Origin of the sequence: Sphingobacterium multivorum, assembly GCF_039511225.1 — a bacterium.
Taxonomy (GTDB): Bacteria; Bacteroidota; Bacteroidia; order Sphingobacteriales; family Sphingobacteriaceae; genus Sphingobacterium.
In genome coordinates this window covers 5059466-5071301 of sequence record NZ_CP154261.1, presented here as the reverse complement: position 1 = coordinate 5071301, position 11836 = coordinate 5059466, and the positions used below count along the sequence as shown (strand labels likewise).

Sequence of the window (11836 nt, the reverse complement as noted above, 5' to 3'; positions counted from 1 at the left end):
AAGGCTATTAAATTCTTCTTACTATTTAGCTTCTGAAGCTAATTGATTTAAGATAGCATCGTTTTTAACGATTTGGTTGCTAGCTTTCATTTTTGATCTAGAACCTAACTCAACGTTAGTTCCTAATTTCAAAAACTGAACTTCAACACGTGAAACAGTTTTATTTCTTCTATCTTTTCTTTTTAAACGTGTAACTCCCATTTTGATAATATTTTTATTGTTTAAAATAAAACGAGGTCGGAAGCGGATTCGAACCGCTGTAGGAGGTTTTGCAGACCTCAGCCTAGCCACTCGGCCATCCGACCCTATTTTTTTTCCTTTTGAAGGTCTGCAAAAATAAAACTTATAATTGGAATTAAAAAATCTTTATGATAAAACTTTTTCGTTTTTAAGCATCCGACTGAAAACCAAGCTGGTATTTTACATTGACAGATCCTTTGGGAATTTCCAGCACGGATGTATTGTGTAGTTTTCGACATTGGAAAATGAGCTTATTTTGTGATGAGATATTTCGGAAGACATCAGCTCCTTTAAATCTTTGCTGATGAGGCCGTAGCGTAGATGAACTCCATTTACTGTATCTTTTATTGGACAATGTCCAATGGTCTGCCGTCAGATTTTTATCGTGTTTTACTTTGGCAATTAATGATTTATGGATTTTGGAATAGATATTGCAAATGGGAATGTAATAAATCTCATACAGGAAATTATGAGATGAAGTGATAAAAGAAGAAAGTAAATTAAATTAGGAAACATGAAAAAACTATTATTATCTGCAGCAATTTTATTTGGTTCATTAGGAGCTTTTGCACAAGGTGGATTGGGATACGGACTACGTGCGGGTGTAAACATTCCTAAATATTCATTTGAAAATGGAAGTTCTGAATCCAATACAGGATTTTTTGTAACAGGTTATTTGGATGCTCCTATTTCTCCAAACTTTTCCATCCAACCTGGATTGTCATTACAGAATAAAGGTGGAAAATATTCCGCAACAGTCAATAGTGCGACAGGTGAGTTAAAGCAGAGTATAATGTCTTTGGATATCCCTGTTAACTTAGTGGCTAAATTGCCTACGGGTGGATCAGGTAATTTCTTTATCGGAGCTGGACCTTATGTTGGATTTGCGCTTAGTGGTAAGAATAAATTTGAAGCAAGCTCAAATAACTCCAGCGCAAAAAGTGAATGGGATGTGGAGTTTGGTAGTGGCTCTGGAAAGGATTTAAAACGTACGGATTTCGGCGTTAACTTCCTTGCAGGTTATCAATTAACGAATGGTTTTCAGATCAATGCTGGTTATGGTTTAGGTTTAACCAACTTAGCACCTAACAGCGGTTCGATCAAAAACCGTGTTTGGTCTGTAGGCATCGGCTTCGGACTATAAGAAATATAAGTACTTAAACTTATTATGAGGAAAGAGTCCCTGCATTTGTGGGGACTTTTTTATTGCATTAAACTTAAGTCGTCCGAAATTGTTATTTTTATTCAAAAGATTGCTGCATGAAAAGATTTCTCCCTTTACCCTTTTATGTTAAGTTGGCCTGCGTACTCATCAGTATCCTTTTATTGGGGTATTTGGCTAAAATAGGTGATACCATACTTATTCCCATGATTTTGGGCCTGTTGTTTTCGTTGTTGCTGATTCCGCTCAGTAATTTTTTGGAGCGGAAGCTGCGGTTTCCAAGGACACTTGCCGGTATCATAAGTGTTATTTTATTTTTCGGTGTGCTAGGTTATGGGCTTTTTCTATTGGCTTCTCAGCTTACGCTTCTTAAGGAGGATTTCCCGGCCTTTAAGCAACAGATTATGGACGGTGTGGGCAATTTACAGACCTGGGTGAGCCAACAGTTCGGAATTCAGCATAAAGATCAGATTGATTTTATCAATAAAACAGCCTCAAAATCCGTTGATTCGGGAACTTTGTTTTTAGGAACTGCATTGGTTTCCCTTTCATCGATGTTTATTCTGTTTGTCTTTACCTTTCTTTACACATTCTTCCTACTAATATATAGGGGACATATTGTCAAGTTTCTTTTATTTGTCAACCGCGTAGAGGACCGGCCTATTGTTCTGGACGTCGTTCAACAGGTTCAGTATGTCGTCAAAAAATATCTGATTGGCCTACTGATCCAAATGAGCTTGGTTTCCCTTTTGGTCTTTATTGTCCTTTCCTTGATTGGGGTAAAATATAGTTTGCTTTTGGCATTGATCACTGGCGTATTCAATGTGCTGCCTTATGTTGGTATTTTCTCCTCAATGCTTATCATTGCCATTCTGACGTTTGCTACATCCTCTTTTACCCATGTTGTCTTGGTGATCATAGCCCTTATTGTTGTGCATATGATAGACAGTAATTTTATCGTGCCGAAGATTGTTGGTTCTAAGGTTAAAGTTAATTCGCTGTTTGCTATGCTCTCCATCATCATTGGTGAAATGATCTGGGGAATTTCGGGCATGTTTCTGGCCATTCCAATTCTGGCTATCGTTAAGATTGTGATGGACAGGATCAAAGAACTTAAACCATGGGGCTTTCTTTTAGGGGAAGAAGATAGTAAAGATGAGGTGTATAAGGATTTATTTGGTACGTTAAATCCTCTTGAAAAGAAGATTATAGAGGAAAATGAGCAGAAGTCGTAGTTTTCCTAGAATTGAAAGTGTAACAGAAAGGTATGATCATTTTGAAGTCTAATACTGAAATTTGAACTAACTTCAGATTGTATAGTGAGGCCAAATCTTCGGGATAAGGTTCGGATATTCCAGTAAGAATGCATTGACAAGGCCATACCGTAACCTACAAATTTCTAGATTTCGACTTGGCGAAAGGATGACTTCCACATCTTGAGGATCTCAGTTTGAATTATGTTGTCAAAATATGCTGGGTTATTTAATACAATTTAAGTATCCAACCTGGGGGTTCTTTACAAGGGAAAGGAAATAAAATTAACGTCAAGGACTTGGCGGAGGTAACTGGTGGCAGTTTAGGAATAGAAGACTCAAAAAGTCAGTTGATGTATATTGAAGTTCCGGTCAATTTTGTATACAGCATACCAACGGGTAATTCTGGTAGTGTTTTCTTAGGGGCAGGTCCTTATGCTGGTGTTGGTATACATGCTAAAGCTACTCGAAGTAATGAGAGCGATAGTGGTAGTTTTAACGATGCTGGTCTTAAAACCTTTGATGCTGGTTTAAACTTTTTAGCAGGATTCAAACTGACAAACGGTTTCTTGATTAATGGTGGGTACGGTTTAGGATTGACGAATATAGTAAAAGGAGCCGAGGATAGTTCTGCTAGAATCGCGTTTTTTCAATTGGAATCGGTTATCAGCTATAATCTGGGGCTAAAATATAAAAAGGGGCTTTTCTTGCGAAAGGCCCCTTCTTTTTTTCAGTGATTGAAATCTATCACACTTTGATTTCTACTTCAACACCTGAAGGTAATTCAAGTTTCATCAATGCGTCAACAGTTTTAGCGTTTGATGAATAGATATCCAACAATCTTTTGTAAGCACATAATTGGAATTGCTCACGTGCTTTTTTGTTAACGTGTGGTGAACGTAATACCGTGTAGATTTTTTTCTCAGTAGGCAATGGAATAGGACCACTAACAACTGCACCTGTAGGTTTTACTGTTTTTACGATTTTTTCAGCTGATTTGTCAACCAAATTGTAATCGTAAGATTTCAATTTAATTCTGATTCTTTGGCTCATAGTATATGATATTATTTAAAAATGACCGCTGATTAGAGCTATTAACAACCAGCGGTCGGTTTATTTTTGAGTTCTATATTATTCTACAGAACCTTTGATTTTACCTTTTGATTTTGCAATCACCTCATCAGCAACGTTACGAGGAGCTTCAGCATAGTGATCAAATTCCATTGTAGACGTTGCACGGCCTGAAGTGATTGTACGTAATTGCGTTACGTAACCGAACATCTCAGAAAGTGGAACCAATGCTTTGATTACTTGTGCACCGTTACGTGAATCCAAACCTTGCATTTGACCACGACGACGGTTTAAGTCACCCATTACATCACCCATGTTTTCTTCTGGAGTCAACACTTCTACTTTCATGATTGGCTCCATTAATACTGGAGAACATTTTGGTAATGCTTCACGGTATGCCATTTTAGCTGCCAATTCGAAAGATAACGAATCTGAATCGACTGCGTGGAATGAACCGTCGATCAAACGAACTTTCATTCCTGAAAGCGGATAACCAGCCAATACACCATTATTTAATGATGCCTCAAATCCTTTTTGAACTGAAGGAATGTATTCTTTCGGAATAGCACCACCCACAATTTCGTTTACGAATTGAAGAGCAGATTTTGTTGTATCGTAATCAGCATCGATAGGAGAGATAACAACTTTGATATCCGCGAATTTACCACGACCACCTGATTGTTTTTTGTATACCTCACGGTGCTCAGTAGAACCATTGATAGACTCTTTGTATGCTACTTGTGGCGCACCTTGGTTAACCTCAACTTTGAATTCGCGTTTCAAACGGTCGATTAGGATTTCAAGGTGAAGCTCACCCATACCTGAGATAACAGTTTGACCAGTCTCTTCATCAGATTTAACAACGAATGTAGGATCCTCTTCAGCCAATTTACCAAGACCAATACCTAATCTATCCACGTCAGCTTGAGTTTTAGGCTCAATCGCTAAACCAATTACTGGCTCAGGGAAAGTCATGGACTCTAATACGATAGGCGCTTTTTCGTCACAAAGTGTGTCACCAGTTTTGATGTCTTTGAAACCAACAACAGCACCGATATCACCAGCCTCGATGAAAGGGATAGGGTTTTGTTTGTTCGCGTGCATTTGGAAGATACGAGAGATACGCTCTTTGTTTCCTGAACGTGTGTTCAATACATAAGAACCTGCATCTAATTTACCAGAGTAAGCACGGATGAAACATAAACGACCTACGAATGGGTCTGTCGCAATTTTAAAACCTAAAGCTGCGAAAGGCTCGCTAACAGATGGTTTACGCTCGATTTCTTCACCAGTATCAGGGTTAGTACCTTTTACAGCCTCTACATCTAGAGGTGAAGGCAATAATTCCATTACTAGGTCTAACATGGTTTGAACACCTTTGTTTTTGAAAGATGAACCACAAACCATAGGAACGATGGAGTTATCCAATACAGCAGCACGTAATGCATTTAAGATTTCGCGCTCAGTCAATGAATCTGGATCTTCGAAGAATTTCTCCATCAAAGACTCATCGTAACCAGCTACTGCTTCCAATAATTTCTCACGGTATTCAGCAACCTCATCCAACATATCATCAGGAATAGGCACTTCAGTGAAGGTCATCCCTTTATCATGCTCGTTCCAAACGATACCACGGTTGTTGATCAAGTCAACCACACCTTTGAATGTATCTTCAGCACCGATAGGTAATTGTAAAGCTACAGCATCAGAACCTAACATGTCTTTTACTTGTTTTACAACTTTCAAGAAGTCAGCTCCTGAACGGTCCATTTTATTTACGAAACCAATACGAGGTACTTTGTAACCGTCAGCTAAACGCCAGTTTGTTTCAGATTGAGGCTCAACACCATCAACCGCAGAGAATAAGAAAACTAATCCGTCTAGTACACGTAACGAACGGTTTACCTCAACCGTGAAATCCACGTGTCCAGGAGTATCGATTACGTTTACTTGGTATTTGTTGTTACGGTAGTTCCAAAATACGGTTGTAGCAGCAGAAGTGATTGTGATACCACGCTCAGCTTCTTGCTCCATCCAGTCCATTGTAGAAGCACCTTCGTGAACTTCACCAATTTTGTGGTTTACACCTGAGTAATAAAGGATACGCTCAGTTGTTGTAGTTTTACCAGCATCGATGTGAGCAGCGATACCGATATTTCTAGTGAATTTTAAATCTCTTGCCATAATATTTTTAAGCAACTGGCCATGCATGGCCTTATGTGTTTAAATGTAATGTTAAATAAGTACACCGACCTTGATAAAGGATTGTTCTTTTATCGGAGGTCGGTGTAATCATATTTTTTTGAATGTCTTCAAAATTAGAATCTGAAGTGTGAGAACGCTTTGTTAGCTTCCGCCATTTTGTGCGTATCTTCTTTCTTCTTAACAGCAGCACCTTCACCTTTAGAAGCTGAAATGATTTCTCCTGCTAATTTCTCGAACATTGTTTTTTCACCACGTTTACGAGCGTACGAAATTAACCATTTCATACCCAAAGCGATTTTACGATCTGGACGAACTTCCATAGGAACTTGGAAGTTAGCACCACCCACACGGCGTGATTTAACTTCAACAGCAGGCATAACGTTGTTTAAAGCTTTTTTCCAAGCTTCAAGACCGCTTTCTTGTGTTTTTTGTTCTACTAATTCTACTGCATCGTAAAAAATAGCATAAGCGATAGATTTTTTACCATCTACCATCATATTGTTTACGAAACGTGTTACCTGAACGTCATTAAACTTTGGATCAGGTAAAATGATTCTCTTTTTCGGTTTTGACTTTCTCATTTTTCTTTCCTCCGTTTAATTATTTCTTTTTACCTTTTGCTGGAGCTGCAGCTGCTTGTCCTGGTTTAGGACGCTTAGTTCCGTATTTAGAACGACGTTGGTTACGACCTGCTACACCTGAAGTATCTAATGCACCACGGATGATGTGGTAACGTACACCTGGTAAATCCTTAACACGACCACCACGAATCAATACGATCGAGTGCTCTTGTAAATTGTGACCTTCTCCAGGGATGTAAGCGTTGACCTCTTTTCCGTTTGTTAAACGTACACGAGCTACTTTACGCATTGCTGAGTTTGGTTTTTTAGGGGTAGTAGTATATACACGTGTACATACACCTCTTCGCTGTGGACATGAGTCCAACGCTGGTGACTTACTCTTATCAACCAGAGCTACTCTACCTTTTCTAACTAATTGTTGAATAGTAGGCATTTACCTGTTTTTGTTTATAAATTTTGTACCTTAAATATTTTAAGTTCGCAAAGATACTGATTCTCTTTTGAATATGAAATAGTTAGTGTATAAAATTTAGATTATTTTTTGAATTGGCGCTGCTCTTTTCTGGAATATACCCATGCCCTTCTTTATTACCTCTTCATGCTTCTTTATTATCTCACTATCCTAATGACCTGGTCGCCCTCTCCGGGATTTTTAGCCTGTAGTCCAACATCTTCATCATTTGTACGCTTCCACTATCAAACTAATTTGTCAGCCACTTATGCTGTCATATGTTGCCAAAATTGAAGAGATAACTCCTTATGCTTGGTTGTACAAAAATATAGACGATTTTAGGGGGGGGCGAATAGCCGCTCAATGGGGTGAATAGGTTTTTTCTTATATCTGCCGTAAGCTGTTCTTTCTCTGTGGAATATTCTTTAAAAACAGCCTTTTTTCAAAATTTCTCTTCTACTGGTTTCTGAGTATATTGCCTGCTTTGCCTGTTTTTGCGTTCTGTTTGGCAAAGCGTTTGATAAAAACGTATAAATATTTAGTAGAAACAAATTAATGTATTCAAGTTATGAAAATCAAAATGAAATTAATGTATGCAGTGGTATTGGCCTTGGTCACTTTCGCTTTTGTTGGATGTTCAAAGGACAAAGATGAACCCATCCAAACAGGTGGCAGCATTGATGCAGCTATTGGTACGTATAAAGGTAAAATTAAGATTATTGGTGGGGCCGAAGTCTTTAATCAAATATTGGTGGTTAGCAAGGTTAGCGATAATAAAGTTAAAGTTAGCGCTCAAAATACCGATCTTAAGCTTCCAGTAAGAGAAATTCAGGTTTCGAATAACTATAATATTTCGATTCAAGCTCTTCCAAATGAACCTCAAGGTCAATTTATTTTTACCTTTGAAAATAAAGGGCTGACTTTTTTAGCAGAAAGAACTGAAGCAGGACAGTTGGAATATTCTTTTGACGGAACGAAACAATAACTTTTTGTTTCTTATTCAAATGAAAAAGCGGTATTGAATTTAGTCAATACCGCTTTTTCATGTCTTAAATCCGATTGGGTACGTTTAATAAGCTCGTTGGACCAGTTATGGTAGTTTTATATTAAGACAATAACGTAAAATCAATCTGCCGTTTATCCAGATCCACTTTCTTTACGCGGATTTGAACCTCATCACCCAACTGGAATTTCTTTTTTTTCCTTTGACCAATGATCGCATAGTTCTTTTCATCAAGTACGTAAAAGTCATCGGTGATATCCCGCAGCCTGACCATACCCTCACATTTATTCTCTTCAATCTCTACATACATACCCCATTCTGTAACACCTGAAACAATACCTGTATATTCAGTGCCAATCTGATCCTGCAAGTATTCTGCCTGTTTGTATTTGATCGATGCACGTTCGGCCTCAGCCGCTTTTTTCTCCATTTGGGAAGAATGCTCGGCCATTTTCTCATAATGTTCCGCATTGATTTTGGTACCTCCCTCCAAATAGAATTGCAAAAGACGGTGTACCATTACATCGGGATAACGACGGATAGGGGAGGTGAAATGGGTATAATAATCAAATGCCAATCCGTAGTGACTCGTCTTCTTTGTCGTATAGATCGCCTTGGCCATCGAACGTACAGCAAGCGAAGTCAGCATGTTTTGTTCTTTGCTGCCTTCTATTTTGGTCATCAACGCATTTAAAGATTTAGCCGTTTCCTTGTCCGTTTTGATGGTCAATTTATGACCAAAACGCGCCGCAAATTGAGAGAACGTCGTCAGCGTCTCCGGATTAGGCACATCGTGAAACCGGTATACAAACGTAAGCTTGTTTTTTCCGCGCCCTTGCTTACCGATAAACTCGGCAACCTTACGGTTAGCCAATAACATAAAATCTTCAATCAGCTTGTGCGCATCCTTACGCACTTTGGTATAGACCCCGGTAGGCTTGCCATTTTCATCCAAGGTGAACTTGACTTCCTCACTTTCAAAGGCAATTGCCCCATTTTTAAATTTACGCTCCCGAAGAATATAAGCCAGTTCATTTAATTTCAGGATCTCCTCACTGAAATCGCCCGATTTCGTTTCAATCACCTCCTGTGCTTCTTCATAACTGAAACGGCGGTCGGAATGGATGATCGTGCGGCCAAACCATTGATGGTGTACATTGGCTTTTTCGTCTAATTCAAAAACAGCCGAAAAGCATAGCTTATCTTCATGTGGACGTAAGGAACAAACTCCGTTAGAAAGACGCTCCGGAAGCATCGGGATAACACGGTCCACCAAATAGACCGATGTACCACGGTTAAATGCTTCTTTGTCCAATTCTGTATCGGGTATCACAAAATGCGAAACATCGGCAATGTGAACACCGATTTCATAGTTGCCATTCTCTAATTTTTGAAAGGAGATGGCGTCATCGAAATCTTTTGCATCCGCGGGGTCAATGGTAAAGGTCGTCACGTTTCTAAAGTCGCGTCGCTTGGCTATTTCCTCCTTGCTTATTTTTTCCGAAATCTGATTCGCTTCATCCTCTACTTTTTTAGGGAACTCCAATGGGAAACCATAGTCGGCCAAAATAGCGTTCATCTCGGTGTTATTTTCCCCTTTGGTGCCCAAGACATGTTTGACCGTTCCAACAGGATTTTTGCTCCCGCTAGGCCAGTCAATAATCGACACGACCACTTTTTCTTTGTCCTTGGCTCCATTCAAATTGTCCAAAGGAATAAAAATGTCGTGTAGCATCTTGCGGTCATCCGCAATAAAAAAAGCAAAATTGTTGGAGATGCTGATCGTTCCCGTGAAATCAGTCTTGGCCCTTTGCAGAATTTCAACGACTTCACCCTCTTTTTTGCGGCCGCCTTTTCTTTTTTCGAAGGTATGAACCTTTACAATATCGCCGTGGAGTGCCTGTCTAAGTTTCCGTGGAGCGATATAAATATCATTTTCAAATTCGTCATCAGGAATTACATAGGCAGAACCATCGGCGGTCATATCTACTTTCCCAGTGACATACACTTTGAGTTGCTTCAAATTAAATTTGCCTCTGTCCACCTCAATAAAAAGCCCATTCCTTACATTATCATGTAATATATCGGCGATAGCGACTTTTGAGTCGTTATCCGTGAGGTTCAATTTAGAAGAAACTTGTTTATAGTTGAGCGGCTTATTACCCGATTTTTCGAAGATATCGATAATCAGCTGTGTTAACACCTCTTTATATGGATTTTCTTTTCTTGTTTTCATTCACTTATTATTTATTATTATTCATATACATCGGTCTTCGACAGGCCAATAGATCCTTTGACTGGCTAGGATAATGGATTTCGAAAAACCAGTCTTTACCGCAGATCATGAGTAAGCCATACATCAAGATCGATGCCAATACAAGGTACGAAAAAAACAGCAGTTGACACGACAATAAGAGCTAAACGAAGCACCTTCCGATAGCCAATGTATAGACAGTTTAGCCGAAAAATAATTTTGGATTGGTACAGCCTGATTTACTTTTTGCAATGATTGCACACACCAAGTGCATTTACAGCAATCGCTTCGAGACTAAAGCCTGCTGGGATCGATACTTTCGGTAAGGTCATATCGTCCAGACAGTATACAGAATTGCATACCCGGCAAATGAAATGCACATGTTGATCATGATGATCGTGTTCTGAACAGTTTGTCGAACACATGGCATAAGTCGCCGTACCATGTAGATCAAAGATTTTATGGATAATCCCTTTCTCTTCAAAGCTGGCCAATACGCGGTATAATGTGACCCTGTCTATATCCTTGCCCAGTAATTTCTCCAGTTCTGGCTGCGAAATTGCCGAATCTTTTCGCGAAATGATTTCCAGCACCTTCAACCGGGGTTGGGTAACTTTTAAACTATTTCGTTTGAGAATTTCTGGATATACAGTGTTGGAATCTTCCATGGATTTCTTCGTTAAGCCTTAGATCAAATACAAACTAAGAGAAATTTACGTTTATTTGCAAGTTTAAAAACGATCAGACGGATTTATTCATCGTATTTTTTCCCTTTAAATAGACCAGTAAGGAACAGAAACTGACTGTTTCATTTCTCAGAGATCATTTTTATAGTACAAAAATACGGAATCTCTTAAAAATAAGAAAACCGATAAGTTTAAGATTAGTGTCATCTTACCTATCGGTTTTCGTTATTATATGAAATATAGGAATCTTATTTGCCCGCAGCTTTCGCGTGATCAGCTAAGAATGTCGCTAGACCACTGTCTGTCAAAGGGTGTTTCAATAAAGCCAAGATCGCTGATAAAGGACCTGTCATGACATCCGCGCCGATTTTAGCACATCCCAAAATGTGTGCACTGTGACGTACAGAAGCTGCTAAAATTTGTGTAGGGTAGTTGTAGTTATCATAGATTAAACGAATATCTTCGATCAACGCTAATCCATCTGTAGAGATATCATCCAAACGACCGATAAAAGGAGATACATAGGTTGCCCCAGCTTTTGCAGCCAATAGTGCTTGACCGGCTGTAAATACCAATGTACAATTTGTTTTAATGCCTTTTTTGCTGAAATATTTAATTGCTTTTACGCCATCTTTGATCATAGGGACTTTTACAACAATCTTGCTGTCAAGAGCCGCTAAAGCTTCTCCCTCTTTGATCATTTCTTCATAAGTTGTAGAAATAACTTCAGCACTGACATCGCCATCAACGATTGCACAGATCGCTTTATAATGGTTGATTACGTTTTCATCACCGCTAATACCTTCTTTAGCCATTAAACTTGGATTGGTTGTTACCCCGTCTAATACGCCTAAGTCTTGGGCTTCTTTGATTTGCTCTAGGTTCGCTGTGTCAATAAAAAATTTCATTGTATATGTTATTGAATGATAA

General features: G+C 38.9%; 12 protein-coding genes and 1 tRNA gene. 4 read left to right on the top strand and 9 right to left on the bottom strand.

Annotated features, from left to right (window positions below):
- Positions 1 to 21: 21 nt before the first annotated feature.
- Both AAH582_RS21210 and AAH582_RS21205 read right to left on the bottom strand, forming a co-directional pair.
- Entirely contained in the window at positions 22 to 201 is a 180-nt protein-coding gene (locus AAH582_RS21210; RefSeq protein ID WP_046671880.1) for a hypothetical protein, read from the bottom strand.
- A 33-nt stretch (positions 202 to 234) separates the two neighbouring features.
- Positions 235 to 305, bottom strand: a tRNA-Cys gene (locus AAH582_RS21205).
- Positions 306 to 754: 449 nt separating this feature from the next.
- On the opposite strand from AAH582_RS21205, the gene AAH582_RS21200 reads away from it, so the two are divergent.
- From AAH582_RS21200 to AAH582_RS21190, 3 genes are all read left to right on the top strand, one after another.
- On the top strand, positions 755 to 1384 hold the full coding sequence (locus tag AAH582_RS21200) for a porin family protein (protein ID WP_343320451.1): 630 nt from the start codon (positions 755 to 757) through the stop codon (positions 1382 to 1384).
- A 116-nt stretch (positions 1385 to 1500) separates the two neighbouring features.
- Entirely contained in the window at positions 1501 to 2637 is a 1137-nt protein-coding gene (locus AAH582_RS21195) for an AI-2E family transporter (RefSeq protein WP_343320449.1), read from the top strand.
- Positions 2638 to 2900: 263 nt separating this feature from the next.
- Positions 2901 to 3392 (top strand): outer membrane beta-barrel protein, encoded by a 492-nt coding sequence (locus tag AAH582_RS21190; protein WP_343322370.1) that lies wholly within the window; start codon positions 2901 to 2903, stop codon positions 3390 to 3392.
- A gap of 10 nt (positions 3393 to 3402) precedes the next feature.
- Here AAH582_RS21190 and rpsJ read toward each other — a convergent pair whose 3' ends face one another.
- From rpsJ to rpsL, 4 genes are all read right to left on the bottom strand, one after another.
- Complete coding sequence (rpsJ, locus tag AAH582_RS21185; protein WP_028070501.1) at positions 3403 to 3708, bottom strand: 30S ribosomal protein S10; 306 nt, start codon at positions 3706 to 3708, stop codon at positions 3403 to 3405.
- Positions 3709 to 3786: 78 nt separating this feature from the next.
- Positions 3787 to 5910, bottom strand: a complete 2124-nt coding sequence (gene fusA, locus AAH582_RS21180; protein ID WP_313418732.1) for an elongation factor G — start codon at positions 5908 to 5910, stop codon at positions 3787 to 3789.
- A 134-nt stretch (positions 5911 to 6044) separates the two neighbouring features.
- The gene (rpsG, locus tag AAH582_RS21175; protein WP_343320443.1) at positions 6045 to 6512 is read right to left on the bottom strand and encodes a 30S ribosomal protein S7; all 468 of its coding nucleotides are present in this window, start codon (positions 6510 to 6512) and stop codon (positions 6045 to 6047) included.
- 19 nt (positions 6513 to 6531) lie between these two features.
- Entirely contained in the window at positions 6532 to 6945 is a 414-nt protein-coding gene (gene rpsL, locus AAH582_RS21170) for a 30S ribosomal protein S12 (protein WP_002993550.1), read from the bottom strand.
- 586 nt (positions 6946 to 7531) lie between these two features.
- Between rpsL and AAH582_RS21165 the strand changes: the two genes are divergently transcribed.
- Positions 7532 to 7948 (top strand): GntP family permease, encoded by a 417-nt coding sequence (locus tag AAH582_RS21165; RefSeq protein WP_231585178.1) that lies wholly within the window; start codon positions 7532 to 7534, stop codon positions 7946 to 7948.
- Positions 7949 to 8069: 121 nt separating this feature from the next.
- Here the strand turns inward: AAH582_RS21165 and rnr are convergent, their stop codons facing one another.
- From rnr to fsa, 3 genes are all read right to left on the bottom strand, one after another.
- Positions 8070 to 10202, bottom strand: coding sequence for a ribonuclease R (gene rnr / locus AAH582_RS21160; protein ID WP_286753130.1), 2133 nt, complete (start codon positions 10200 to 10202; stop codon positions 8070 to 8072).
- 257 nt (positions 10203 to 10459) lie between these two features.
- Positions 10460 to 10888 (bottom strand): Fur family transcriptional regulator, encoded by a 429-nt coding sequence (locus tag AAH582_RS21155; protein WP_343320419.1) that lies wholly within the window; start codon positions 10886 to 10888, stop codon positions 10460 to 10462.
- A gap of 266 nt (positions 10889 to 11154) precedes the next feature.
- Positions 11155 to 11814 (bottom strand): fructose-6-phosphate aldolase, encoded by a 660-nt coding sequence (fsa, locus tag AAH582_RS21150; protein ID WP_046671866.1) that lies wholly within the window; start codon positions 11812 to 11814, stop codon positions 11155 to 11157.
- Positions 11815 to 11836: the final 22 nt, after the last annotated feature.

What these genes read in the sequence shown, in the direction of transcription:
- AAH582_RS21200 (WP_343320451.1), top strand. Translation starts at nt 755, where the DNA reads ATGAAAAAACTATTATTATCTGCAGCAATTTTATTTGGTTCATTAGGA.
- rnr (WP_286753130.1), bottom strand. Translation starts at nt 10,202, where the DNA reads ATGAAAACAAGAAAAGAAAATCCATATAAAGAGGTGTTAACACAGCTG.
- rpsL (WP_002993550.1), bottom strand. Translation starts at nt 6,945, where the DNA reads ATGCCTACTATTCAACAATTAGTTAGAAAAGGTAGAGTAGCTCTGGTT.
- AAH582_RS21165 (WP_231585178.1), top strand. Translation starts at nt 7,532, where the DNA reads ATGAAAATCAAAATGAAATTAATGTATGCAGTGGTATTGGCCTTGGTC.
- AAH582_RS21195 (WP_343320449.1), top strand. Translation starts at nt 1,501, where the DNA reads ATGAAAAGATTTCTCCCTTTACCCTTTTATGTTAAGTTGGCCTGCGTA.
- AAH582_RS21210 (WP_046671880.1), bottom strand. Translation starts at nt 201, where the DNA reads ATGGGAGTTACACGTTTAAAAAGAAAAGATAGAAGAAATAAAACTGTT.
- fsa (WP_046671866.1), bottom strand. Translation starts at nt 11,814, where the DNA reads ATGAAATTTTTTATTGACACAGCGAACCTAGAGCAAATCAAAGAAGCC.
- fusA (WP_313418732.1), bottom strand. Translation starts at nt 5,910, where the DNA reads ATGGCAAGAGATTTAAAATTCACTAGAAATATCGGTATCGCTGCTCAC.
- AAH582_RS21155 (WP_343320419.1), bottom strand. Translation starts at nt 10,888, where the DNA reads ATGGAAGATTCCAACACTGTATATCCAGAAATTCTCAAACGAAATAGT.
- rpsJ (WP_028070501.1), bottom strand. Translation starts at nt 3,708, where the DNA reads ATGAGCCAAAGAATCAGAATTAAATTGAAATCTTACGATTACAATTTG.
- rpsG (WP_343320443.1), bottom strand. Translation starts at nt 6,512, where the DNA reads ATGAGAAAGTCAAAACCGAAAAAGAGAATCATTTTACCTGATCCAAAG.